16 protein-coding genes are annotated in these 25,864 nt (G+C 69.9%); all 16 read right to left on the bottom strand.

The features are described 5' to 3' along the window. Positions 1–413: 413 nt before the first annotated feature. Positions 414–1,448, bottom strand: coding sequence for an energy transducer TonB (locus V1318_RS07400; protein ID WP_332939000.1), 1,035 nt, complete (start codon positions 1,446–1,448; stop codon positions 414–416). 294 nt (positions 1,449–1,742) lie between these two features. Beyond that, a complete protein-coding gene (gene mnmE / locus V1318_RS07395) occupies positions 1,743–3,104 on the bottom strand; it encodes a tRNA uridine-5-carboxymethylaminomethyl(34) synthesis GTPase MnmE (RefSeq protein ID WP_332938999.1) in 1,362 nt (453 codons plus the stop codon). Between the two features lie 741 nt (positions 3,105–3,845). Then, the gene (locus V1318_RS07390) at positions 3,846–5,111 is read right to left on the bottom strand and encodes a citrate synthase (RefSeq protein ID WP_332939016.1); all 1,266 of its coding nucleotides are present in this window, start codon (positions 5,109–5,111) and stop codon (positions 3,846–3,848) included. 406 nt (positions 5,112–5,517) lie between these two features. Further along, on the bottom strand, positions 5,518–5,760 hold the full coding sequence (locus tag V1318_RS07385) for a type B 50S ribosomal protein L31 (protein ID WP_091632429.1): 243 nt from the start codon (positions 5,758–5,760) through the stop codon (positions 5,518–5,520). A 70-nt stretch (positions 5,761–5,830) separates the two neighbouring features. Beyond that, positions 5,831–6,766, bottom strand: a complete 936-nt coding sequence (locus V1318_RS07380; RefSeq protein WP_332938998.1) for a nucleoside hydrolase — start codon at positions 6,764–6,766, stop codon at positions 5,831–5,833. Continuing rightward, positions 6,763–7,359, bottom strand: a complete 597-nt coding sequence (locus V1318_RS07375; RefSeq protein ID WP_332938997.1) for a DUF4166 domain-containing protein — start codon at positions 7,357–7,359, stop codon at positions 6,763–6,765. The genes V1318_RS07380 and V1318_RS07375 overlap by 4 nt, the downstream gene beginning before the upstream one ends. Positions 7,360–7,548: 189 nt before the next feature. Further along, positions 7,549–8,658: a glycoside hydrolase family 99 protein gene (locus V1318_RS07370; protein ID WP_332938996.1), complete on the bottom strand. Its 1,110-nt coding sequence runs from the start codon at positions 8,656–8,658 to the stop codon at positions 7,549–7,551. After that, entirely contained in the window at positions 8,655–10,091 is a 1,437-nt protein-coding gene (locus V1318_RS07365) for a glycoside hydrolase family 47 protein (RefSeq protein WP_332938995.1), read from the bottom strand. Before V1318_RS07365 ends, V1318_RS07370 begins: the two co-directional genes overlap by 4 nt. Positions 10,092–10,159: 68 nt before the next feature. After that, positions 10,160–12,808 (bottom strand): glycoside hydrolase family 2 protein, encoded by a 2,649-nt coding sequence (locus tag V1318_RS07360; protein ID WP_332938994.1) that lies wholly within the window; start codon positions 12,806–12,808, stop codon positions 10,160–10,162. Positions 12,809–12,814: 6 nt separating this feature from the next. After that, complete coding sequence (locus tag V1318_RS07355; protein ID WP_332939015.1) at positions 12,815–14,035, bottom strand: AGE family epimerase/isomerase; 1,221 nt, start codon at positions 14,033–14,035, stop codon at positions 12,815–12,817. Between the two features lie 103 nt (positions 14,036–14,138). Continuing rightward, positions 14,139–15,152, bottom strand: a complete 1,014-nt coding sequence (locus V1318_RS07350) for a carbohydrate kinase (RefSeq protein ID WP_332938993.1) — start codon at positions 15,150–15,152, stop codon at positions 14,139–14,141. Continuing rightward, positions 15,149–16,456 (bottom strand): sugar MFS transporter, encoded by a 1,308-nt coding sequence (locus V1318_RS07345; RefSeq protein WP_332938992.1) that lies wholly within the window; start codon positions 16,454–16,456, stop codon positions 15,149–15,151. The genes V1318_RS07350 and V1318_RS07345 overlap by 4 nt, the downstream gene beginning before the upstream one ends. Before the next feature lie 52 nt (positions 16,457–16,508). Continuing rightward, positions 16,509–17,558, bottom strand: a complete 1,050-nt coding sequence (locus V1318_RS07340) for a LacI family DNA-binding transcriptional regulator (protein ID WP_332938991.1) — start codon at positions 17,556–17,558, stop codon at positions 16,509–16,511. A gap of 153 nt (positions 17,559–17,711) precedes the next feature. After that, a complete protein-coding gene (locus V1318_RS07335) occupies positions 17,712–20,183 on the bottom strand; it encodes a GH92 family glycosyl hydrolase (RefSeq protein ID WP_332938989.1) in 2,472 nt (823 codons plus the stop codon). Next, a complete protein-coding gene (locus V1318_RS07330) occupies positions 20,180–22,450 on the bottom strand; it encodes a family 20 glycosylhydrolase (RefSeq protein ID WP_332938988.1) in 2,271 nt (756 codons plus the stop codon). Before V1318_RS07330 ends, V1318_RS07335 begins: the two co-directional genes overlap by 4 nt. Before the next feature lie 136 nt (positions 22,451–22,586). Next, the gene (locus V1318_RS07325; protein WP_332938987.1) at positions 22,587–25,553 is read right to left on the bottom strand and encodes a TonB-dependent receptor; all 2,967 of its coding nucleotides are present in this window, start codon (positions 25,551–25,553) and stop codon (positions 22,587–22,589) included. Positions 25,554–25,864: the final 311 nt, after the last annotated feature.

Below are 25,864 nucleotides of genomic sequence, written 5' to 3'. Positions count from 1 at the left end.
TTACTTTCTCTTGGGCCAGCAAGAGAAAGTGACCCGCACGCGCAGCGGGCGGAAGCCGTTGACCTTCGTGCCAACCAAGCAAAGCAACAGCAACAACAAATCCTCCCCAACCCGCCCGGCCCGCAGGCATAGCCTGCTGGCGTTCAGCCGCGCACGAATCTACGGTTCGTAAACGCACGGCTTCACCCTTTTCCAAAGGAGGGGGCCCAAGGCAGGAGAAAGCGGCGCACACCGCTAGCGGAGAAGGCCTCCAACGCATCGAAGCAAGCGCTGCGTTCGAGCTCCGACATCGCTGTTCGCATCGCTCCCGCCCCAGCGCAAGCGCACAAAAAACAACGCCCGGCCGAAGCCGGGCGTTGCGGGTGCTGCGGACGGGTCCCCTGTGCGTCGCCGCACGCCCGTCCCTGGATCGCTTAACCGCCGGGGTTGAACCCGATCGTGCGACGGGTCGTGACCGGTGCCCCCACCGGCTGGAACCGCCACTTGCGCACCGCGTTGACCGCCTCGCGGTCGAAGATGCGCGCCGGGTTGGAACGGACCACGCGGGCGGCGGTGACCGAGCCGTCGGTGCCGACGGTGAACTCGACCTGCACTTCGCCCGACTGGCCGGCACGCAGCGCTTCGGGCGGGTAACGCGGGGCCGGCGTCGACACCGCGCGCAGGTCGCTGCCCGCGGACGGTGCCGCGGCGGTCTGCCGCGCCTCGGCCGCGCGCTGCTCGGCGGCGCGTTGCTCGGCCGCGCGCTGCTCGGCGGCCCGCTGGTCGGCGGCGCGCTGATCGGCTTCGCGGGTCGCCGCGGCCTGACGCTCGGCCGCCTGCGAGGCGGCCAGCTGGGTCGCGGCCTGCTTCTGCTGCGCTTCCTGCTGGGCCAGGCGCTGCTTCTCGAGATCGGCCTGCTTCTTGGCCTGCTCTTCGGCGGTCAGCACCTGCTCTTCGGCGCGCTTGGCGACTTCGGCCTGCTTGGCGGCGATGCTGGCTTTCAGGCGCGCGAGCGCCGGATGCTGGGCATCGGCCTTTTCCAACAGAGCCGACAGGCGCTGGGCTTCGGCGAAGTCCTCGCGACCGACGCTCTGCTCGGTGGCGATGACGGTCATCGGCAGCAGGTCGGTGAGGGCGCTGGAAACGGCGGCGTCGGCCGGCGCCTTGTCGCGCAATGCGAGGTAGTACTCGACCGCATTGTCTTCGACCGGAGCGTACAGACGGTTTTCCGCATAGGCCTTGCGGGCGGCCTCGCGCAGCTGGTCGACGGTCAAGGCCGAGACCTTGGCCGAGACGGCCGTTTCCGGTGTTACCGCCGGGGCCGTGGTGGCCGCGGAGGTGGCCGCCGCATCCTGGGCGGGTTGTTCCTTGTTGCAGGCGGTCAGCGAGCAGGCCAGGGCCAGCGCGATGGTCGCATGCGATACGACGGACAGCCGGCGTGAACGCCGGTCATTTTGGTTCACAGTCATTGGCAAAACTCCCCTGAAGTGCGCCGTAGCGAGCACACGCCGGATAGGACGCGCTAGCAAGCCGCGTTTGTCAAGCGGCCGGGGGCCCAAAATCGGCCTCGGCCAGGCATGAATCGGGGATTGTGACCGATCCGGGACGACAGGGTTCCGCGCCGGCCCGGTTCAGGCCGGCGCAGCCTCGCGCGGCCAAACTCCGCAACGTGGCGGGACCGCTGCGGCGCGGTCGCCGGGCCGGCGGCGCGGACCGCAGCGGGCGACGACCGCGGCCGGATGGGCCGGCACCCTCGGCCGGTCCTACTTACCGATGCAGAAGCTGGAGAAGATGTGGCCCAGCAGGTCGTCGGCACGGACCCGGCCGGTGATTTCGCCGAGGGCGTCGTGGGCCTGGCGCAGCGACTCGGCGGCCAGGTCCAGGGCCTCGCGTTCGAGCTGGACGCCGGCGTCGGCCAGTTCGGTCCGGGCCCGGCGCAGGGCTTCGACGTGGCGCGCACGCGCGGTGAAGGCGCCTTCGCTGGCGTCGGCGCCCTCGCCCTGGGCGAGCCGGCGCAAGTGCGCGTGCAAGGCGTCCAGGCCCTGGCCGGTGCGCGCGGACAGGGCGATTCGGTCTTCGCCGTCCAGGGCGGCGGCGGCGGCCGGGTCCAGCAGATCGGCCTTGTTGTGCAGCCACAGCCGCGCCGGCACGCCGGCGATGGCGTCGGCGACCGCGGCGCGGCCGGTAGCGGGATCGCGTGCGTCCAGCACCACGATCGCCAGGTCGGCGCGCGCGAGTTCGTCGCGGGCGCGGCGCATGCCCTCTCGCTCGATCGCGTCGCCGCCTTCGCGCAGGCCGGCGGTGTCGACCAGGGTCAGCTCGACGCCGTCGCTGCGGATGGTTTCGTGCAGCAGGTCGCGGGTGGTGCCGGCGATGTCGGTGACGATGGCGCGCTCGCTGCCGGCCAGGGCGTTCAGCAGAGAACTCTTGCCTGCGTTGGGCGGACCGACGATGACCGCGTGCAGGCCGTCGCGCAGGCGGCGGCCGCGTTCGGCCGCGGCGAGCAGGGCGTCCAGGTCGGCGGACAGGGTGGCGTAGCGGCGGCGCAGCGCGGCGCCGCCGAGGGTGTCCAGCGGTTCGTCGGCGAAATCGATCGCGGCCTCGACGTGCACGCGCACGGCCAGCAGCTCGTCGGCCAGGGCATCGACCCGGCGCGAGAACTCGCCGTCCAGCGCGCGCCGGGCGGCGCGCGCGGCGCGCTCGTCGGCGGCCGCGATCAGATCGGCGACGGCTTCGGCCTGGGCCAGGTCGAGCCGGCCTTCGAGGAAGGCGCGTTCGCTGAACTCGCCCGGGCGCGCGCGCCGAGCGCCGAGCGCGCCGCAGCGCGCGGCCAGCGTTTGCAGCACGGCGGGGCTGCCGTGCGCCTGCAGTTCGACCACGTCCTCGCCGGTGTAGCTGGCCGGCGCGGCGAAGTAGAGCGCGATGCCGTCGTCGATGACCTCGCCGGCGGCGTCGACGAAACGCACGTGATGGGCATGGCGCGGCCGCAGGCGCCGCGCCACCAGGGCCTCGCCGATCGCCAGGGCGCGCGGACCCGACAAGCGCACGATCCCGACCCCGCCCGCGCCGGGCGCGGTGGCGATCGCGGCGATGGTGTCGCGGTCGGGAGGGGGCGTAGCGGTCATGCGGGTTCGACGGGTAGGCGGCGGTGCATCAGGGTAACGCGTTGGGTGCGGGGCGCGGGTCGGGGCCGCGACGGCAACGCGCCGTCTCCCCGTACCGGGGGCGCGCGACGATGCGGTTCGCCTACGGCTCACCGCATCCTACGAGTTGCGGTTGCGGTTGCCGTTGCCGTTGCCGTTGCCGTTGCCGTTGCCGTTGCCGTTGCCGTTGCCGTTGCCGCAGCATTGGAATCCATAGCAACGCATTCACCAATGAATCGTAGACCCGAAGGGCGGCGCGCAGGACGAGCGCCGTTTTTCGAATGGACAGGGATGTCCATTCGAAAAATCCCGGCGCCGGCCCCGGTCTCGCAAGGGAGGGTTGGTCACGCCAGCCCTTCTCTTTGGTTACTTTCTCTTGGGCTAGCAAGAGAAAGTGACCCGCACGCGCAGCGGGCGGAAGCCGTTGACCTTCGGGGCAGCCATGCAGAGCAAGGGCAATAGCAGATCCCCAACCGCCCTGCCCGCGCAATAGCCGGAGTTCGCGATCGCGGCTTATGACCGAAGGAAATCCCCGTGGGACGCCGCTCCCACAGAAAGCCAGTCGAAGTTCCCACGGAAGGCCGCCCCTTCGGAACCGGCGACGTAGCCGGAATTCGCGGCCGCGGCTCGCGCCGCTCCTACAGGAAGCGCTGGCGCAGAATGGGGCCGAAACGAAAACGCCCCGCACTGGGCGGGGCGTTTCGCGGGCGATTGCGGCCAGGCTCAGCGCTTGTCGGCGCCGACGTAGTCGCGCACGCCGTGACCGGTATAGATCTGGCGCGGGCGGCCGATCTTGTTTTCCGGATCGTTCTGCTGCTCCAGCCAATGCGACACCCAGCCGGCGGTGCGCGCGATCGCGAACATCACCGTGAACATCTCCACCGGAATGCCCAGCGCCTTGTAGATGATGCCCGAGTAGAAGTCGACGTTCGGGTAGAGCTTGCGCTGGACGAAGTAATCGTCCTGCAGCGCCGCCTCTTCCAGCTTCATCGCCACTTCCAGCAGCGGATCGTTGACGCCCAGCTCGCCGAGCACGTCGTGGGTCATCTTGCGCACCAGCGCCGCGCGCGGGTCGTAGTTCTTGTAGACGCGGTGGCCGAAGCCCATCAGGCGGAAGCCCGATTCCTTGTCCTTGGCCTTGTCGACCGCGGCCTTGACGTTCTCCGGACGGCCGATCTCGTTGAGCATCTTGAGCACGGCTTCGTTGGCGCCGCCGTGCGCCGGCCCCCACAGCGCCGCGACGCCGGAAGCGACGCTGACGTAGGGGTTGGCGCCGGTCGAGCCGACCAGACGCACGGTCGAAGTCGACGCGTTCTGCTCGTGGTCGGCGTGCAGGATGAACAGCAGGTCCATCGCCTTGGCGGCGACCGGATTGAGCTCCAGCGGCTCGCTCGGCACTTCGAACAGCATGTGCAGGAAGCGCGTGGTGTAGTCCAGGCTGTTCTTGGGGTAGCGGATCGGCCAGCCGATCGAATAGCGATGGCAGGCGGCGGCGATCGTCGGCACCTTGGCGATCAGGCGGATCGCGGCCAGGCGGCGCTGTTCCGGATCTTCCAGGTCGAGTTCGTTGTGGTAGAAGCTCGCCATTGAGCCGAGCATGCCGACCAGCATCGCCATCGGGTGGGCGTCGTGGCGGAAGCCGTACAGGAAGGTGCGGAAGGCCTCGTGCATCATCGTGTGATGCGTGACCTCGTGCTCGAACTTGCTGAACTCGTTCGCGGTCGGCAGTTCGCCGTTCATCAGCAGGTAGGCGACTTCGAGGAAGTTCGACTTCTCGGCGAGCTGCTCGATCGGGTAGCCGCGGTACAGCAGCACGCCTTCGTCGCCGTCGATGTAGGTGATCGCCGACTTGCAGCTGGCGGTCGCGGTGAAGCCCGGGTCGTAGGTGAAAAGACCGGTTTCCTTCGGCACCTTGGCGATGTCGATGCAGGAGGCGCCGAGCACCGGATGCTGGACCGGAAGGGTCACGCTCTTGTCGCCGGCGGCCAGGGTGACCTGGTCGAAGGCGGGTTTATTCGGGGTAGCTTTCTCAGCAACGGATTTATCAGGGGCGGACTTATCAGAACCGGACACGAACAGCTCCTCATGTCTGCGCCGCGCAGGGATGGCCGCGGGCGAGGTGGGGACAGGGAATCGCGGACGCGCCGCGTCCACGAATTATCGCATACCGGCCTGGAGCACCGGCTCGGACTTTGGTCGCGGGGACGGGCCGGGCTGTTCCGCCGGCGGTGTCGATCCGGCCGCCGACCCGTGCGCCGGATTCGAGCGGAGGCGATCGACGGCCACGCACGCGGGCGGCGCGCCGGACCAGTGCGGGTATCGACGCGCGGAATTCGGCCCAAACGCAAACGGCCGCCCAGTGGGCAGCCGTTGTGCGCGAAACCTGGCGACGCGATTACTTCTGCGCGTAACGCTTGCGGAACTTGTCGACGCGGCCGCTGGTGTCCATGATCTTGTGCTTGCCCGTGTAGAACGGGTGCGAAGCGGACGAGATATCGACCTTGATCAGCGGGTACTCGGCGCCGTCGACCTTGACCGTTTCCTTGCTCGACAGGGTCGAACGGGTCAGGATCTGGAAGTCGGTGGTGACGTCTTGGAACACGACGTCGCGGTACTCGGGATGGATACCTGCCTTCATGGCACTCACAAATTGATGCGGGAAAGAGCGGCATTATAGCCGCCCCTTCGAGGCCGAGGCAAGTCCCGGCCTAAACGGCCGCCAGGGCCCGCTGGATCAGGCCCTGGAAGCGTTCCTGGTCGTAGCGCATCAGGATCGCGACCCGGGCCGGGGCCCCGCCCTCCCCGCGCCAGTCCACGATGGTCGCGCCGCGGCCGTGGCGGCCGTCCAGCTCGATCGCCAGGGCCCGGTCCAGCACCTCCAGGGCGCCCTCGGGCTCCAGCGCGAAGGCCATGGCCAGGGCGTCGGCGGCATGCCAGTGGGCGCCGCGGCGGTCGGCCGACCACAGCCGGGTCTTCTCCGAGATGCGCTCGTAGAAGCGCGCGCGCGCGCTGTCGGCCTGGAGCCACTGGACCACGTCGTCGTGCAGGAAGCCGTGCGCGATCACCGCCTCCCAGTCGGCCAGCTCGATGCGCTCGAAGGCCTCGAACACGATGTGCGCGGCCTCCGGATCGAAGTAGATGTTGAACTCGGCGGCCGGGGTGATGTTGCCGCGGCAGGTGACCGCGCCGCCCATGACCACGAAGCGCGCGACGCGCTCGGGCAGGGTCGGGTCGAGCTTGAGCGCCAGCGCGATGTTGGTCAGCGGGCCCAGCGCCACCAACAGCAGCTTGCCGGCGTGCTCGTGCGACAGGCGCAGGATCGCCAGCGCGGCGTGCTCGGCCTCGACCTGGCGGCGCGCGGGCTCGTAGCCGACGTCGCCGAAGCCGTCCTGGCCGTGCACGTAGCCCGCGTCCGGCGAGGGATGCAGCAGCGGCGCGGCGGTGCCGGCGAACACCGGCGCGTCGACGCCGGCGACCTCGCACAACTTCAGGGCATTGGCGACGGTGTGCTTGAGGCCGACGTTGCCGGCGGCGATGGTCAGTCCGACCAGCTGGTGGCGCGGATCGTTGAACGCCATCAGCAGCGCGAGCGCGTCGTCCACGCCCGGGTCGGTATCGATAAGCAGGGGAATGCGGTCGGTCATGTAGCCACTCTTTCGACTTGGACGGCCGGATCGGCCGGGATGGCGTGCAGCGCGCCTTCGTAGCGCAGCAGTTCGCCGAGGGGAAACAGGGAGAAGGCGACGGCGAAGCGGTAACGCCCGTCGTCGTCGACGCGCTTGCTGGCGTCGGTGCGCGGAAACAGGAAGCGCGGCCAGGGCAGGCCGCGCAGCGCGACCCCCAGCAGGTGCCAGCGCCAGCCGCCCTCGGCCAGGTCCACGCCCAGGCGCAGCCGCGCCGGGCCGGTGGATTCCAGCCAATGCCCGTCCGGATAGCGGCCGACGGGGCGAAAGGTCGAGACCAGTTCGGCGCCGCCTTCGAAGCGGCGCCGCCACTGCATGGCCTGCGCATCGTGGACGATGCGGACCTGGAAAGCGCGGCGCGGACGATCCAGGGGAATGCCTAGGCGTCGCGCCAGGCGCCGGCCCAGGCGTCCGGCCAGGCCGGTACCGGTGGAGATCGCGACTTCGCCGCTCAAGGTGCCGCCGCTGCGATGCAGCGTTTGCAGCAGGGGGTGCAGCCGCTCGAAAGCCGGGCCGAACCATTGCGTGGCCGCGTTGTGAGGGGCTCCCGGCATCCGGGGGGTGCGCTCCTGGCGGCGGGACACTATAGCCAGAGTTTCGGCGCTTTGTGTGGCGGGAATTGCGCAAGCGCGGTCCGGGGCTTCGATGCGCATGGCGGCGCGGCCTGTCCCGGGGTGCCGCAACCGGCGCAGCAGGGTCGAAACGGCGGGCTGCTGGGCGCCCGCCACGATCGCTTCACGGCGCTAAGGCCGGGCGGCGGCCGGGAACCGCGACAGCCAGTGGCGGGTGCGGCGCAGGTAGTGATCGGGCGCCAGCGGAGCGTAATCGAGGTAGCTGCGGCCGCCGGCGCTCATCGGCACCGCCGGCTCCAGCTGGGTGCCTTCGTGCCATTCGTTGAACGAGGTGATCGACAGCCAGCGCGCGCCGCTGGCCCTGGCCGCGGCGAACATTTCGTCGTAGTAGGCGCCGCCGCGGCGGTCGCGCTCGTTGGCGCGGTTCCAGGGCCGCACCCGCCGGTCGCTGTAACCCGGCCCCAGCGAGGGGATGAAACGCAGGCCATGGCGGTCCGCCCAGCGCTGCAGCTGCGGCCAATGCTCCGGGGTCGAGCCCCAGGTGAAACCGCGGCTGGCGAAGTAGGTGTAGACGCCGTCGAAGCCGGCGCTCAGGAAGAAGGCGCCCTCGTCGGCGTTCACCCACAGGCCGATCAGGTCGGCGTCGTAGGCGCCGCCGCGCAGCGACTCGGCGCCGTCCGTGCGCAGCAGCCGCGCCCAGTCGGACGCCGGCAGCTGGTAGGAGTCGTAGACGAAGAACAGCGGACGCCCGCTATCGGGATCGCGATAGAACGCCGGATGCCGGCCGTAGTCGTCGATGGCGGCGACCACCTGCGCGCGCGCCGCGGCGATGGTCGGCCGCGCCGCCGGTTCGATCTGGAAACAGATGCGCAGGCCGTGACGCGCCGCCGCGTCGAACAGCGCGGGCAGGCTGCGGTAGCTCGGGTCCTGGCGGCCCAGCCAGGTCACCGCGACGACGCCGATGCCGGCCTCGGCGATCATCCGCATGTGCTGGTCGGCCAAGGCGGGATCGGCGCTGTCGTACTCGCCCAGCGCCGGGTAGTAATCGGCGGCGATGTCGCCGCCGCCGGGGATCTCCGGCGCGTCCGGATCGGAGGCGTGCGGCTTCAGCACCGGATGCGACCAATGCAGGCGCGCGCCACTGCGCTCGGGACTGCCGTACCAGTTGTAGTAGAAGACGATCGCGCGCGGATTGGGCGCGGCAGCCGGCGGCGCGCGCAGCGGGCCGGCGCAAGCCGCCAGCCACAGCGCGCACAGCGCCAGCGCCGCGCGCGCCTTCACCGCGCCGCTGCCGCGGCCCGCACCGGCCGCAGCGGATGCGCCTCGGTATTGAAGGTCACCGCCTCGAAGTCCAGCGTCTGCGCCGGCGCGAACAGCAGGTAGTAGTACTTGAAGGTCTCGGCGAACAGGAAGCTTTCCATCGAGTCGTCCTGCCGCTTGCTGGTCACGTCCTTGAGCGCGGCATAGCCGGCTTCGCTGCGGCAATGACGGACGAAGTCCTCGAAGAACTCGCGCCCCATCGCGCGATACTTGGGATCGCCTGTCAGCACATGCAGGTAATAGGCCGACTCGACGATCTCCGGCCGCAGCGCGTAGCCGGGCGAAGCGACCTGCATCTTGGCGTAGTCCAGCGACTCGGGCTCGATCCCGTGCAGGCGCCACATCTTCAGGCCCGAATCCTGCAGGCGCCGGGCGCGATCCAGATCGCCGCCCAATGCCAGCAGCGCCGGCATGAACGCATCCAGCGCGCCGTAGCGGGTGGCCGTGCGACGGCCGCTGGCCATGTCGGCATGGCCGTACCACAGCTCGCGCTCGCGCACTTCGTCGGCCAGGTGCCGGTTGACCGCGACGATGCTCTGTTCCCACATCGCCTTGCATTCCTGGTCGCCGAACAGGCGCCAGCACTTGTACAGGTACTCGTAGTAGGAATCGATGCCGCCGCCGATGTGCGAGCCGGTGTCGGTCCAGCGGCCGCTGTTCACATCGATCCAGGAGCCGACCAGACCGGTCTTGGCGTCGCGGCGCTTGTAGGTTTCCACCAGCGCGCGCTTGGCCTGGTCGTAGTACACCGGCTTGCCGGTGAGCTTGGACAGCATGCCGAACTCCAGCAGCAGGGTGCCGGTCTCGGCCGGGTTGCTGAGCTTGCCGCGGGTCTTGCCGGTGCGCAGGTTGACGTGGGTGTAGGGCAGCCCGGTGGGGGAGTCGAACACCGGCAGCAGGCGCGTGCCCAGGTCGTCGGCGAGCTTGAGCAGGCGTTCGTCGCCGGTGATCTGGTATCCCGACAGCAGGCCGCCGAGCAAGCGGATGGTGACCTCGAAGTTCTGCACGTACATGTCGCGGTCGAAGTCCAGCTGCGAGGCGATCAGTTCGCGCGCTTCGTCGGCCTCGCTCTTCAGGCCCATCAGCAGCAGGGTGTCCAGCGCATCCACCGGCGTCATCAGCAGCGAATGCGGGTACCAGTCGTGGCCGCTCTTGCTCAGCGGCTTGAGCGCGTCGCGGCCCCAGGCGTAACGCTTGTAGCCCTGCCAGGCGTGACGGGTCTCTTGCTTCACCCGTTCGGCTAGGCGCGCGGCTTCGGCGGCGTCCACGCCCTGCGCGGGCGCGGCGACGGCGGCCGTCGAGGCGGCCGCGGGCGCGGCGGTGTCGGCGGCGGGCCGGGCGCAGCCGGCCGCCAGGGCGGCGGCGGAGAGGCAGGCGAGCAGCGGTAGTTTCATCGGGATCACCAGAGGCGGGAGGAAGCCATGCCGACAACGGCGCACGGCGCGGGAGACGGAAGCGGAACTCAGGGCGCGCCCAGCCAGCGCAGCCGCAGGGCCTGACGCAGGCGCGCCAGGTCGGCGTCGGCGCGCACGCGCAGTTGCACGGTTTCGCCGGGCAGCAGGGTCAAGGCGTTGTCGGACAGCTCGGCGTCCAGGCCCTCGAAGTCGACCCATAGCGCACGCGCCAGGCGATCGGCTTGCAAGGTCAATACCGCGGCGTCGCCGTAGCGGCGCCACTGCGTGCGCAGTTGCGGATCGCCCAGCGCCAGGGACCTGGCTTCGTCGAAATAGACCACGCGACGCGACGGCGGCTCGCCGCGCACCTGCAACTCGAACACCGCCGCGGTGCGGCGCGGATCTGCGCCGCCCAGCAGCTCGGCATCGCTCCAGGCCCCGGCGGCAGTGACCGCCAGCGGCGCCAGCGTCGTCTCGCCTTGTTCGCGGCGGTGCTCGCGCCCGTCGAAGTCGAGCACCCGCAGCGTCCACCGCGCCGTCGCGGGCTCGCTGCGGTCCGACAGCAGGCTCAGCGCGGTGCGCCCGTCCTTGCGCAGCGCCGCCGCGGCGACCGGGGCGAAGAAGCGCCGCGCATGGAAATGCAGGGCCTTCCAACGGCCGTAATAGTCCAGACTGGACCAGGACGCGCCCGGCCAGACATCGTTGAGCTGCCAGTACAGCGAGCCCATGGTGCGGGGCCGGCTGGCGCGATGGTGCAGCGCTGCCAGCTCGATGCCCTCGGCCTGCATGACCTGGCTGAGGTAGACGAAATCGGCGAAATCGCGCGGCTCGCCGTAACCGGCGCGGATGTAGTGCAGCAGGCGCTCGTTGCCGGCGCCGGCCAGGAATTTCTGGTGGGCGCGGATCACCGGCGCATCGATGCCCTGCTCCGCCGCGCTGGCGAACGCGTCCACGGTACGCAGCGACGGCCAGGCCTGCAGGCCGTACTCGGACATGAAGCGCGGCGTCTCGTCCAGGTAGGCGGCGATCGGCTTGGAACCGGCCCACACGTCCCAGTAGTGTTTGTCGCCCCGGGCCGAATCGTTGGCCTTCTCGTCCAGGTCGTTGCTGGGGGAGCTGGACCAGTACGGCACGTCGCCGGCCTCCTGCGCGACCACCTCGCGCAGGTCGCGCCCGAACAACTGCACATAGCCGTCCCACACGGTTTGGGCGAAGCGCGGGTCGGCCTCGGTCAGCTTGCGGCGGTGGCCCCAATCCTTCCAGGCCGTTTCCTCTTCGTTGTTGCCGCACCACAGCACCACGCTGGGGTGGCGGCGCAGCCGGCGCACCTGGTCGCGCGCCTCGGCCACGGCGTTGGCGCGGAACGCCGGATCGAAACCCGGCTGCATGCCGCCGCCGTACATGAAGTCCTGCCACACCATCAGGCCGAGCTCGTCGGCCAGATCGAAGAACTCGTCGCTTTCGTAATAGCCGCCGCCCCAGTTGCGCAGCATGTTCATGTTGGCCGCGCGCGCGTCCTCCAGGGTCTTGCGCAGGCGTTCGCGCGGCACCCGCGCCGGGAACATGTCGAACGGAATCGCGTTGGCGCCCTTGGCGAAGATCTCGATGCCGTTGACCGCGAACGCGAAGCCCTGCCCCGCGGCGTCGCGCGGCCGGCGCAGCTCGACCCGGCGCAGGCCGGTGCGCTGTTGCGCCTGCGTGCGCTGGCCGTCGGGACCGAGCAGGCGCATGCGGAAGCTGTACAAGGCCTGCTCGCCGTAGCCGAACGGGTACCAGCGTCGCGGCCGCTCGATCCGCAGCGGCATATCCAGCGTCTGCGTTCCCGGCTGCAGGCTCACGGCCCGCCGCAGCGTGCGCGCGCGGCGACCGTCGGGGTCCAGCCAATCCAGCTCCAGCGTCGCGCTGCCGGCGACGTCGGCGCGCACTTGCACTTGCGCGCCGAGCTCGGCGACCTCGGCGTCGACGCGCAGCTGGCGCAAATGCAGATCGTCGATGCGCGGCCCGTCCCAGCTTTCCAGCTTCACATCCCGCCACACCCCGGCGGTGACGTAACGCGGGCCCCAATCCCAACCGTAGTGATAACCGGGCTTGCGCGCGAAGTTGCCGGTCATCGACTCCTTGGGTTCGTCGCCGTAGGGCGAGGGATAGTTGCCGGCGATCTTGTGCGGCATCGCTTCGACGCGCGCCAGTAGGCGCCGGATCGGCGAACGCAGGATCACCCGCAATTCGTTGTCGCGCGCGCGCAGCTTGCCCGCCACCGGTGCCCGCCAGGTCCGGAAAGCGTTGTCGGCCGACAGCAGCGGCTCGCCGTTGAGGTAGACGTCCGCATAGGTGTCCAGACCCTCGAACACCAGCTCGGCATGACGCTTGCGCAAAACCTTCGGGCCCGCATCGAAATGGCTGCGGTACTCCCAGGCGCCCAGGCCGATCCATTGCAGCCGCGCTTCCGGCGCGCCGACGTAAGGGTCGGGAATCAGCCCCTGTGCGAGCAGGTCGGTGTGGACGTGGCCGGGCACGCGCGCGGCATGCCATTGCGTCGCGGCCGCGTGTTCGCGCGCCTGCGGATCGTCCGGCAGCAGCCGGAATTCCCAGCGTTGGTGCAGGCTGCGCACTTCCGGTTGCGCCGCCTGCGCGGGCGCGCCGAACAGCGCCGCCGCGGCGATCGCCACGACCGCCGCCGAGTGCCTCCATCCGTGCAGGAGCCTGGCCGGTCGCATCCCGTCTCAGCCCCCGCGCACCAGATTCAGCACTTCGTAGCAGGCGCCCATGGTGTGGTAGTCGGTCTTGCCGGCCGGGCTCTTCTCGTCGCTGTATTTGCGGTTGTCGGCGTCGAGGATGCGGAACCAGGCGCCGTGGCGGTGATCGACCAGGTGCTCCCAGGAATAGGCCCACAGCCGCTGGTACCAGTCCCAGTAGCGGGCCTCGCCGGTGCGCGCGGCCAGCAGTGCGGCGGCGGCCAGCGATTCGGCCTGGACCCAGAAATACTTGTCGTCGTCGCAGACGTAGGCGGGCCCCTGCGCAAGCGTCCGTCCGTCCATGAGCGGGCGTTCCGATGCCGCCGCTTCGTGCAGGGCCTCACGCAGCCGTTCGTAAGCGAAGCCGTAGTACATGCCGCCGCGTCGCGCGTCCCAGGAATTCGCCAGCGCGGTATCGAACAGTTGGCGCGCGGTCGCCAGCAGCCAGTCGGCCTCGACATGGCGGTCCAGGATCAGCAGCAGCTTGGCCCATTCGGTCTGGTGGCCGGGCTGGAAGCCCCAGGGGCGGAACAAGTGCTTGGGATCGTCCAGGTGATAGCGCCAGTCGATGTTCCAGTCGGCGTCGTAGTGCTCCCATACCAGTCCGCCGGCCTGGGCGGCCTGGTGGCGGGTCATGCGTTCGGCCAGGTCCAGCGCACGCTCGAGATAACGGCGCTCGCCGCTGGCGTCGAACGCCGCCAACATCGCCTCGCACATGTGCATGTTGGCGTTCTGGCCGCGGTAGCCGCTGAAGTTCCAGTGCGCGTCGGCCTCGTCGCGGTACAGGCCGTGCTGCGGCTCCCAGTAGCGCCGTTCGAGCAGCTGCCAGGTCTCGTCCATCCACTCGCGCGCTTCGTCGATGCCGGCCTTGAGCGCGCTGGAGTACGCCAGCAGCACGAAGGCGACGCCGTAGCAGTGGTAGGTCTCGTCCTCCACGCGGCCGTCGCGCAGGGTCCAGGCGTAGCCGCCGGTGTCCGGGTTGCGGTGGCGCTCGCGCAGGTAGCGCAGGCCGTGGCGCGTCGCCTGCAGGTACTGCGCGCGCAAGGCGGCGTCCTCGCCGAATTCGCGCGCGGCCATGGCGTAGTTGAAGACGAAGCGGGTGCTGCTGACCAGATGCCGGTGCGAGGCCTCATAGACCCCGCCGTCGTCCTTGAAGTAGTGGAAGAACCCACCGGACGGGTCGATACAGCGCGGGTGATAGAAGGCCATGGTGCGCGCGATGTGCGCGCGCAGGAAGTCGGCGGAACGGAAGTCCGGCGCGGCAGGGTCGGGCGGCGCGCTTTGGGGCAGCGCGCTTTGAGGCAGCGTGTTCTCAGGCAGCGTGTTCATATTGATCCTTGAGCAATTGCTGCACCTGCGCGCGGGTGGGCATCGCGGCGAAGGCGCCGTGTCGGGTCACCGCCAGGGCGCCGACCGCGGCGGCGAAACGCAGAGCGTCCTCCATCGCGGCGCGGTCGGCCAGGAACGCAGGCAGTCCGGCCGCATCCACATCGCGTTCGCACAGGTGCGACAGCAGGCCGCCGACGAAAGCGTCGCCGGCGGCGGTGGTGTCGACCGCCTTGACCCGGAAGCCGCGCAGCTCGCCCTCGGCGCCTGCGGTGTACCAACGCATCGGCGCGCCGCCGTCGGTAACCACCAGCCAGCGCGCGGCACCCGCGAACAGGCGTTCGCGCACCGCGCGTTCGCCGGCCTCGCCGCCGCCGTAGGGCTCGGCCAGATAGTCCAGCTCGTTGCGCGCCAGCTTGACCACGTCGGCCGCGGCCAGCGCCTGCCACAAGCGCGGCCGCGGCTGCACGCCCTGCGGCCACAGCATCGGGCGCAGGTTGAGATCCAGGCTGACCAGCGCGCCGGCCGCGCGCGCCAGGCCCATGCCCTGCAACGTGGCCTCGGCGATCTCGTCCTCGGTCAGGCTGTTGGAGCAGACATGGAAGGCACCGGCCTGGGCGAAGCAGTCGGCGGCGTAGTGTTCGCTGCGGAACAGCAGGTCCGCCGCCGGCGGACGGTAGAAGCTGAAGCTGCGCTCGCCGTGTTCGTCCAGGGCGACGAAGGCCAGCGCGGTCTTGGCCGCATCGGTGCGCAGCACATAGTCGGTGGCCACCCCGCAGCCGCGCAGGCTGTCGAGCAGGAAGTCGCCGAACATGTCGCGGCCCAGCATGCCGACGAACTGGGTCGGCGCGCCCAGCCGCGCGGCCGCCGCGGCGACGTTGGCCGGCGCGCCGCCGGCGTATTTCAGGAACGCGCGCGGCGCGTCGTCGGCCGGCGCGGGCTGGGCGAGGAAATCGATCAAGGCCTCGCCGAAGCAAACGATGTTGCGCATGCGGTTCAATCCTGCCCCTGTTGGATGTTGAGCGCCGGTTGCAGGCGCGAGCCGCGCAGGCCGTACCAGACGATGTAGGCGTAGCAGAGCGCGGACACGATGAAGGCGTATTGCAGCGCCCGGGTCTCGTCGCCCAGCGCGCCCTTGAGCAGATCGACGAAAGCGCCCTGCAGCGGCGGAATCACCGCGCCGCCGACGATGGCCATCACCAGCAGGCTGGAGGCTTTCTCGGTCATCGGCCCCAGGCGCTCGATCGCCAGGGTGAAGATGGTCGGGAACATGATCGAATTGAACAGGCCCACCAGCACCACCGACCACAGCGCCGTACCGCCGACGGTGTTCATGGTCACCAGCAGCAGGACGATGTTGATCGCCGCGTACAGCGGCAGCAGCCGGCGCGGATTGGCGCTCATCAGCAGCGCCGCGCCCAGGAAGCGGCCGATCATGGCCGCGCCGTGGTAGTACGACAGGTACAGCGCGGCCTGGCCTTCGCTCATCGCGCCGATCTCCGGGCGCGAGACGTACTTGACCATGAAATGGGCGACGGTGACCTCCACGCCCACGTAGAAGAAGATCGCCAGCACGCCCCAGCGCAGGTGCGGATGGCGCAGCACCTCGGCGAAACCGTGCTTGCGCGCGTCGGCCTGTTCGGTGGCCTCGGTGAGCGCCGGCATGCGGAAGAAGTACACCGCCGCCGCCAGCACGATCAGCGCCGCGGCCACGCCGATGTACAGCGGCTGCACGGTCTGCACGCGCTCGGCCGCCGGCAGCTTGGCCAGCTGTTCGGCGCTGAGCAGGGTCGCGCTGAAGATCAGCAGGCCGGCCACGTAGGGGCCGATGGTGTGGCCGAGCGAATTCACCGCCTGGGCGAAGTTGAGCCGGCTGGCGGCGCGCTCGGGCGCGCCCAGCAGGCTCACGTAGGGATTGGCCGAGACCTGCAACAGGACGATGCCGGTGGCCAGAATGAACAAGGCCGGCAGGAACAATTCGAACGAGGCCGCCTGCGCCGCCGGCAGCACCAGCAGGGCGCCGGCGCCGGCGATCAACAGGCCGATCACGATGCCCAGCTTGTAGCCGACTCTGGCCACCACCCGCCCGGCCGGCACCGCCATCACGAAGTAGGCCCCGAAGAAGGCCGAGTCCAGCAGCATCGAGCGCGCGTGGGTGAGCTGGAACACCGACTGCAGGTGCGGAATCAGCACCCCGTTGAGCTCGGTGATGAAGCCCCACATGAAAAAGATCGCGGTCATCGCGATCAGGGCCGCGCGGTTGCGCGTGGCGGACGCCGGCGCGTTGGGATCTTGAGTGCTCATGGCGTCGACGGCTCGATGGAGGCGTCGTGCGGTCGGCGCCGGAGGAGGGAACTCACATGGCCGCGGCTCCGCTGCTGCCGCGCACCACTAACGTCACCGGCGCGATCACGCGCCGCGACAACGCGCCCGGATCGCGCACGCGCTGCAGCAGCAGCTCGGCGGCCTGGCGCCCGCACGCGCGCGGCTGCGCCGCCAGCGTGGTCAGCGATGGCGTCGACAGCGCCGCCTCGGTGATGTCGTCGAATCCGGTCAGGGCGAAGTCGACGCCCGGCCGGATGCCGCGCGCGCTCAGGCCCAGCATCAGGCCCAGGGCGACGGTGTCGTTGTAGCAAACCGCCGCGCTCGCCTCCGGCGCGCGCTCGAACAGTTTGGCGGTGCGCGAGGCGGCTTCGACGCGGGTCGGGCTGCATTCCACCAGCCAGTCCGGCGACGGCTCGATCGCGGCCGCGCGCATCGCGTCGCTGTAGCCCTGGCGGCGTTGCCGGCACGAGCTGGAATCGGCGTGCCCGCCGAAGAACGCGATCCGCCGGTGCCCCAGCGACAGCAGGTGTTCGGTGGCCAGGCGCGCGCCGTGCTCGTTGTCCAGCGCCAGGAAGTCCCAGTCCACGCCCGGCAAGGCGCGGTTGAACACCAGCGCCGGCGTGTGCGCGCCCAGCAGCCGCTGCAGCGCCGCGCCGTCGCTGTGCTCGGCCGGCGACAGGATGATGCCGGCCGGACCGTGCTCGACCAGCGAGCCCAGCACCGCCAACTGCCGCTGCGGCGACTCGGCGGTGCTGCCCAGCAGGGTCACGTAGCCTTCCTCGCCCAAGGCCTCGTCCACGCCGGCGGCGAACTCGGCGAAGAAGGGATTGGACAGGTCGTTGATCACCAGCGCGACCGAACTGGAGGTCTGCCGGCGCAGGTTCGCCGCCGCGCGGTTGTAGACGTAACGCTGCCGCTTGAGCTCTGCCTCCACCCGCGCACGGGTGTCGGCATGCACCAACGGACTGCCGCGCAGCACCAGCGACACCGTCGCCCGCGATACTCCGCAGGCCTGGGCGATGTCGGTCACGGTGACCTGCTTGCGGTTGGACCGGCCGGTGCCGGGCTTGTGGGTCGTCATCGGAGATCCCGGGTCCTTGGACTCGTGCGGTCGACCGATTATTCACCAAGTGGATCGATCCAAGTTGGCAGGCCCGGGCGGCAACGCGCGCGCCGGCCAGGCCGCGGCCGGCGCGGACCGGCGGGCGGTCCGGGACAGGGGCAAAGGCCAGGCTCAAGGCGCGCTCCCGGCCGGCGCGCCGCAGGCCGCGGCCGGACGCGCCGAGGCGGCGGTGGCCCAGGCCGAGGGCGCGGCGCCCAGCTCGAAGCGCAGGCTGCCGCCGTCGCGCAGACGCGACCAGTCCAGCCACACCCGATCGACCGCCGCGCCGTTGAAACGCACCGACTGCGGGTACTGCAGGACGCGGGCGTCGGCACCCGGCGCCTCGATGCGCAGGGTCCTGCCCTCGCCCAGCTCCAGTTCGACCCGCTCGAAGCGCGGCGCGTGCAGCACCAGCTCGCCGCTGCCCGGCATCAGCGGATACAGGCCGATCGCGCTGAACAGATACCAGGCCGACATGGTGCCCAGGTCGTCGTTACCGGTGACGCCGTTGGGCGCGTTGGTGAACAGCGTCTGCGCCGAACGCAGCACCGCCGAGGTCTTCCACGGCTGCCCCAGCAGCGCGTACAGCCATGGCGCGTGCAGGTCGGGTTCGTTGTTGGGGTTGTAGCGGTACTGGCTGTAGTAGCTATACGGCCCCACCACCCATTGCTTGCGCGCGGCATGGGCCGGGTCGGCCACCAGCGCGTCGTAGGCGAAGAACGCATCCAACCGACGCAGCGCTTCGGCTTCGCCGCCCATCGCCGCGGCCAGCCCGGGCACGTCCTGCTGCACCAGCCATTGGTACTGCCAGGCGGTGCCTTCGTGGAAGCCGTGGTGCGAGCGCGGGTTGTAGCGCCCGTCCGGCCCCGTGTACCAACTGCCGTCGTCCAAACGCGGGCGCGGGAAGCCGGTGAAGCCCAGCTCGGCGTCCTTGGCCTGCGCGTCCCAGAGCTTGCGCCAGTTGCCGCCGCGCGCGCGCAGCGCCTGCGCGTCGGCCGGCGCGCCGACGGCCTCGGCGAAGCCCGCCAGCGCGCAATCGGCCAAAGCGTATTCCAGGGTGGCCGACCCGCCATGGTGGGGATCGACGTCCATGCTCTTGACCGGGAAGGTGCGGTCGTACTGGACGTAACCGCGCTGCAGGTAACTGGGGTTGCCGGCACGACCGCTGCTGCGCGAACCGAACGGCGGCACCCCGAAGGCGTTCTCGCGCAGCGCGGTCCAGGCCTCGCGTTCGCGGCCCCGCAGCGCGCCGAACTTCCACAGGTCGACCAGGAAGGGCGTGACCGGATCGCCGGTCATCACATTGGTCTCGAAGCTGGCGTAGCCCCAGCGCGGCAGCCAGCCGCCCTGCTCGCGGATCTTGAGCACCGACTGGGCGATGTCGCGCGCGCGCTGCGGACGCAGCATCGCCAGCAACTGGTTCTGCGAGCGGTAGGTGTCCCACAGCGAGAAGTACTCGTAGTAGGTCCAGCCCTCGGCCCGGTGGATGCCGTCGTCGTAGCCGCGGTAGCGGCCGTCGGCGTCGCTGCCGGTCAGCGGTTGCAGCAGGGTGTGATAGAGCGCGGTGTAGAACACCGTGCGATCGTCGCCGCTGCCGCCCTGCACGCGCACCGTCCGCAGTTCCTGGCGCCAGGCGTCTTGCGCGCGCGCGCGCATCGCGTCGAATCCCAGGGCGCGGTCGCCGGCCATGGCGTCGGCGCGCAGATTGTTCCAGGCGCCCTGCTGGTCGACGTGCGAGATCGCGCTGATCGCGGTCACCGCGCGGCCCTGCTTCAGGTCGAAGCTGAACCACGCGCCGGCCGGCCGGCCGTCGCCCTGCATGGCGCTGCGGCCGCCGGGGTGGCCGCCCTCCTCGTCCCAGGTGCCCTGGCTCCGGAACGGACGGTCGAAGCGCAGCACGAACCAGGTGGTGTAGTTCTGGCCGCCGCAGAAGCTCTTGGTGGTGATGCGTCCTTCGACGCTGCGATCGTCGACCACGCGCAGCGCGCTGCCGACCACCCAATGCCGATTATTGGCCTGACCGGTGTTGACCAGCACATGCCCGGTATCCGCCTCGACGCCGAAGGTATAGCGTTCGGCCGCGGCGCGGGTGCGCGCGGTGGTCTCGACGTCGATGCCGCCGTAGTCGGTCAGCCGTACCTTGTAGTAGCCCGCTTGGCCGACCTCGCCTTCGTGGGTGTAGGCAGCGGCGTACTTGCGCTGATCGAAGCTGTCGGCCTTGGCGGTGTCGAAGGTACCGCCCGGCGCGATGCGGCCGGTCACCGGCAACATCGACAACTGCCCGCCCTGCTCCCAGCAGCCGGCGCCGGACAGGAAGGAATGGCCGAAGCCGCGGATCTTGGGCTCGTCGTAGCGCCAGCCGGCATAGTGTTCGCCGATCGGCGAGACCTGGATCAGCCCGAACGGCGCGGAGGCGCCGGGATAGGTGTTGCCGTCGTCCTTGGTGCCGATGAAGGTGTTGACCGTAGCGGCCAGATCCTCGCGCGCGGGCGCCGCCTGCGCCGTGGCGCCGGCCAGCGCCAAAGCCAGGCCCAGCCAGCGCAAGCGCGCGCTCAAGGTGGGAGCGGAACGGGCGGCCTGCGGCGGCGTATGCGAGCGACTCATTCGATCACCAGTTCGTCGACGAAATAGAAGGACGGGCTGCCGGCGCCGGGATGGCCCGCGGGCAGGTCGCCATAACCTTGGATCTGCAAGCGCAGATAGCGTGCGCGCGTCGGCTGCGGCAACGCCAGACGCGGCGTGAGGTAACGCTGGCGCAGTTCGGCGGCGTCCACGTCCAGCGCGAGCTCGGCGCAGGGCGTCCAGCGCCGGCCGTCGTCGGAGGCGGACAGGCGCAGGCCGCGTGGCGGCAGGATCCAGCTGTTGGTCTGCTGCAGGAAACGCGCCGACACCGCGCGTACCGCGGTCGGCGTGCCCAGGTCCAGGGTGAGTTCGACATCGCCGCCGGCCCAGGCCGTCCAGCGGCCGTCGGCATGCTCGTCGCCGGCCAGCACGCCGTCGCTCAGGGTCGCGCCGTCGGCGTTGCCGCGGTAACGCGGATGCGCGGGCAGCGAGTAGCTCAGCGCGCGGTCCAGGCCCAGGTGCGCGACCAGGGCGTAGCTGCGGCTGGGCGCGTAGGCGCGGCCATGGCGATACGGCACCAGCTTCAGCGTGCCGGGCCTGGCGATGTCCAGACTGTCCTCGAACCAGGGCGAAGTCGCATCGGGCTCGCGGCCGTCGGTGCTGTAGTGGATGCGCAGATCGGAGAAACCGCGTTGCGCCTGCACGCGCCACACCCGTCGCGTCGGGTCGCGCTCCAAGCGATAGCGCACCAGGTCGGTGGATTCGGGACCGTAGCTCACCCGCCAGGCGTCCAGCCTGGGATAGTGCCGGCTCAGACGGCGATGGAAATCCTGGTAGTCGCCGATGCCGCTCCAGGTGTTCTCTGCGAACGCGAGCAGTCGCGGATACAACATCGTCTCGGCATTGCGCGGGGTGACCCGCTCGGTCCACAGCGGCGCCTCGGCGCCCAGCACCTGCGCCGCGTGCCCGGCGAACACCGGCGCGGCGGCGAAATCGGTGCCGTAGAGCTTCTCCAGGGTCAGATCGCCGAGCCCGCGATCCAGGTAGAACGGACTGGCCACGACGATGCGGTTGCCGTTGCGCAGCGCGCGCGCGGCCGGCTCGTCGCCGCGCCAGACCTCGACGATGGCGTCCTGGCTCAGACCGCCGTCGAGCACTTCGTCCCAACCGATCAGGGTCTTGCCCTTGCCGGCCAGATAGCGCTGGATGCGACGCACGAACCAGGCCTGCAGCTCGTCCTCGTTCTTCAGGCCCTGCTCGCGCATGCGTTGCTGCGAGGACGCGCTTTCCTTCCAGCGCGCCTTGGGCGCCTCGTCGCCGCCGATGTGCACGTAGGGCGCGGGGAACAGCTCGATCACTTCGTCCAGCACGTGCTGCAGGAATTCGAAGCTGGATTCGTCGCCGGCGCAGTAGATGTCCTCGAACACGCCCCAGCTGGCGGGCACGGCGATCGGCTGCTTGCGGCAGGACAGCTCCGGATAGGCCGCCAGCGCCGCCGATGCATGCCCGGGCATCTCGATCTCGGGGATCACCATGATGTTGCGCTGGCGCGCGTACTCCACCACTTCGCGTATCTGCGCCTGGGTGTAGTAGCCGCCATAGCGGCGGCCGTCGCCTTCCTCGCGCCAGGCGCCGACCTGGGTCAGCTTGGGATAGCGCTTGATCTCGATGCGCCAGCCCTGGTCTTCGGTGAGATGCCAGCGGAAGGTGTTGATCTTGTAATAGGACAGCAGGTCGAGCTGCTTCTTGACGAAATCGACCGGCATGAAGTGGCGGCCCACATCGAGCATATGCCCGCGATAGCCGTAGCGCGGCGCGTCCTCGATGCGCTGCGCGGGCACTTCGATGTTCGCCGCGCGCCCCGGCGGCAGCAGCTGGCGCAGGCTCTGCACCGCCCAGAACAGCCCGCGCGGACGCGCGGCCGTCAGCACGATGCGCTGCGGCGCGACTTCGATGCGGTAGGCCTCGTCGCCCGCCAGCGCGGGATCCAGGCGCAGTTCGATCGCGCGCGCGGCGCGCGCGCCGCGGCCGGTCAGCCACAGGCCGTGATCCTCGGCCAGCGCGCGGCGCAGGAAATCCGCGATCTCGCGGCTGCGCGTATCGGCGGGCACGATCAGGACCACGCTGCTGTCGAGCGCGAACGCGCCCTCGCCGCGCTGCCAATGCCGCGGCTGCGGGATCAGCGCCGGCGAGGGATCCGATGACGCGGGCGCCTGTGCAGCCTGCGCCTGCGAAAGCGGAGCCTGCGCGCAGGCGCAGGCCGGCGCGAGCAGCAGCAACAACAGCGTCGTGGCGAGGCGGATGCCCAAATCGAACGCGTTCCGGATGCGCGCCTACGGCCCGTAGGCGGGGCCGGACAGCGGCCTGGACGGCGCCGCTGCCCGAGTGAGAAAAAGAGCCCGGCCGGACGGCCGGGCCCAGGGCCCGAGGGAGGGGCGGGAGAGATCAATCGAAGTTGAACACGTACTCCAGGGAGACTTCGCGGCCGACCGGGCTGAACAGACGGCTGTTGTAGAACTCGTAGTCGAGCTTGTACGGGTCCTTGTGGTTCCAGCCGGTGCTGTTGAACACGTTGTTGACGTAGAAGTTGATCTTGGCGCGATCGGTGACCTTGTAGCCGACGTTGAAGTTCCAGGTGATCGCCGGGCCGACGCGGCCGTAGTAGCGCGATGTGCTCTTGCCGGCATTGGGGTTGCTGCTGCCGGCGGGCACCGTGCAATTGCTGTCCAGGCTGTCGCTGGGCACGTAGCCGTCCGGGAACGGGCGGCAGCCGCCGGGGTTGTCGAGGCGATCGGTGCCCCAGTGATAGCGCACGCCCGGCACCGAGCCGATGCGGTCGCCGTACACGGTCCAGTTCCACTTCTCGCCCTGCCAGCTGACGCTGCCGCGGATCTTGCTGCGCACGTCGCGGTCGCGACGCTCCGGGTTGGGATCGGTGGCGTACACCTGCTCCTTCATCGACACCAGGTTGGTGTAGTTCAGGCCGAACTGGAAGTTGCCCCAGCGCGCGGTGTCCAGGCGATAACGCAGCGACGCGTCCACGCCGGCGACGCTGCGCTGGGCGATGTTGATCGGGCCGGTTTCCACCGACAGCAGGCGGCCGTTGGCGTCGCGGTTCACGCGCGCCAGGATGGTCGAGCAGTACTCCGCGCCGCTGGGGTTGGACCAGGGCACGGACGGGTCGACGGTCTTGCCGGTGCGGCAGCCGGCCTCGTCGTTGAGGATCACGTCCAGCGGCAGGTCGCGGATTTCGTCGTCCAGATCGATCGACCAGTAGTCGGCGGTGAGCGACAGGTTGTCCAGCGGATCCCAGACGAAACCCACCGTCCACGACTCGCCCAGTTCGGACTTCAGGTCCGGCGTACCGCGGCGGTTGGCGCCGAAGGCGTAGAACACGTCGGGGTTGCCGCTGCCGCAATCGTTGGTCAGGTAGGAGCCGCTCTGGATGCAGCGCAGCGGATCGCTCATGCCGACGTCGGAGGTGCTGGGCTGGGCCAGCAGGAAGTGCATGTCCGGCGCGTGGAAGCTGGTGGCGTAGCTGCCGCGCAGCAGCAGGTTGGACAGCGGCCGCCATTCGATGCCGGCGTTCCAGGTGGTTTCGGCCTGCGAACCGATGGCCAGGCGCGCGGCGGAGTCGAAGGCGTGGTAGCTGCCGTAATGGTCGCGGCGCGCCGCCGCGGTCAGGGTCACCGAGTCCAGCAGCGGCACCTTGAATTCCACGCCGGCCGAGTAGCGGGTGCGCTCGCCGCCGCCGCGATCGATGTTCTGCACCCAGTAGTCCTGGTTGCCGCGCGGATCGGGGTCGAGCTGGTAGCCCTGCTTGGCCGCCTCCAGCACCGCGGCGAAGCCGATCGGACCGGCCCAGCCTTCGAACAGGTCGCCGCTGATCGAGGCCTGCGCCTGATTGACCCAGGACGCGGCGTTGTTGATCGAGTTCACCCCGAACTGGCGGTATTGCTCCGGCGTCACCGGCGCCCACCAGCGCGCTTCGTTGAAGTTGTACACCGGCAGACCGCCCTGGGTGCCGATCTGCGGGCCGAGGAAGAAGTTCTCGGCCTGGTCCCAATCGACGGTGGCGATGCGCTCGTGCACGGTGTAGCGCGAGCGGCCGACCGAGGCGTCCCAGTTGAAGCGGCCATCGAACACGGTGCCGCTGAGGCCCGCGCTCAGGTCCCAGGACTGCTCCTTGTTGAGGTTGCGCATGTTGTCCATGCCGCCGACCTCGAACGGAGTGAAGCTGCGCACGCCGATCAGACGGCGGCCGGTGTTGGCGTCGATGAAGGCGCCGCCGTCCAGGCCGTCGGTGAGCTGCAGCGACGGCGGCGAGGTGCCCCACTGCGCCTTGGAATCGTACAGGGCCACGTTGACCCAGGCCTGCATGCCGCCCTCGAAATCCCAGGTGGCGTGCGCATAGGCCGACCAGTCCTCGCTGCCGCTGCGCAGCAGCCAGTCGCCGAAGTCGGCGCTCTTGCCGCACAGCTGGCCGGTGTTGCTGACGGTGTTGCTGCCGTAGTTGTAGATCAGGCGGTCGGCGCGGTAGTACTCGCCGCGGAACTGCTCGCAGGCGCCGGCCGGCGGGGCCAGGCGGCGGTTGCCGTTGCCGGCGTCGAGCAGGGCCAGGCCGGTGAACGGACGGAAGCCGACCTTGCGCTGCTCGGTGTTCCAGGAGCTGGGCGCGGCGTCGTCGGAATCGTCCATCTCGGGGCGGTCGCGGCCGAACAGCGGATCGCGCTTGGTCCACTGCAGGGCGTAACTCACGCTCCACTGGTCGCCGGTCTTGCCGCCGGCCCAGGACAGGTCCCAGGTATCGCGGCCGCCTTCGGTGGAGGTACCGCCGCGCACGCGCACTTCGTCGCCGCTGTAGTTCTTCTTCAGGATCACGTTGATGACGCCGGCGATGGCGTCGGAACCGTAGATCGCCGAGGCGCCGCCGGTCAGCACTTCGATGCGCTCGACCGCGGCGGCGGGAATGTTGGAGTAGTTGGCGAAGTTGCTCTGGCCGCCGTAGGGCAGCGGGTAGTCGGCGACGCGACGGCCGTTGACCAGCAGCAGGCTGCGGTTGGGGCCCATGTTGCGCAGGTTCAGCGGGCTGGCGTTGGGCGTGTGCGAGCCCCACTGCACGTCGGCCTCGACCGTGCCGATGGCCTCGTTGAGGGTGCTGAGGGCGTCGTGGACGGTGACGAAGCCTTCGGCCTTGATCTGCTCGGCGGTCATCACGGTGACCGGGGCCGGGCCTTCGATCTGGGTGCGCTTGATGCGCGAACCGGTGACGGTGATCTTTTCGACTTCGGTTACCTGGTCCGGCGCCGCCGTCCCCTGGGGCGCGTCCTGGGCCTGCGCGGCCAACGGTGCGAGCAAAGCGAGCGCGAGCGCGCTGGCCAACGCATTACGGTGAAGCGTGGAGTGGGTCATCACGGCGATCTCGGAAGGTGAGCGGCAACGGGACACGCGTAGATCCCCAGCTTTTGTCACGATCTAAAAATCGGATCGTTTAAAAGGGACGCCGGTCGGGCCGCCCCTTTCCCCCTGAAGCTGGATCGATCTAAATTCATCACAGGCTTTGCCGAATTGCATTCTGCGCCGCAACAAATCTTTAACCTTGAGCTGTTAAGTGATTGAGCCGGATGGGTTTAATGCCCGCAAATCCGGACGCGGCGACGGCCGCGGCTTTGTGAGCGGGATCGGGGAGGCGCGCAGGCGCGATGGGGCAGATCGTCGGTTGC

The sequence above is a fragment of the Lysobacter sp. CCNWLW3 genome, assembly GCF_036697405.1.
In the GTDB taxonomy this organism is placed as follows: Bacteria; Pseudomonadota; Gammaproteobacteria; order Xanthomonadales; family Xanthomonadaceae; genus Lysobacter.
This window is presented reverse-complemented; position numbering and strand designations above follow the sequence as displayed.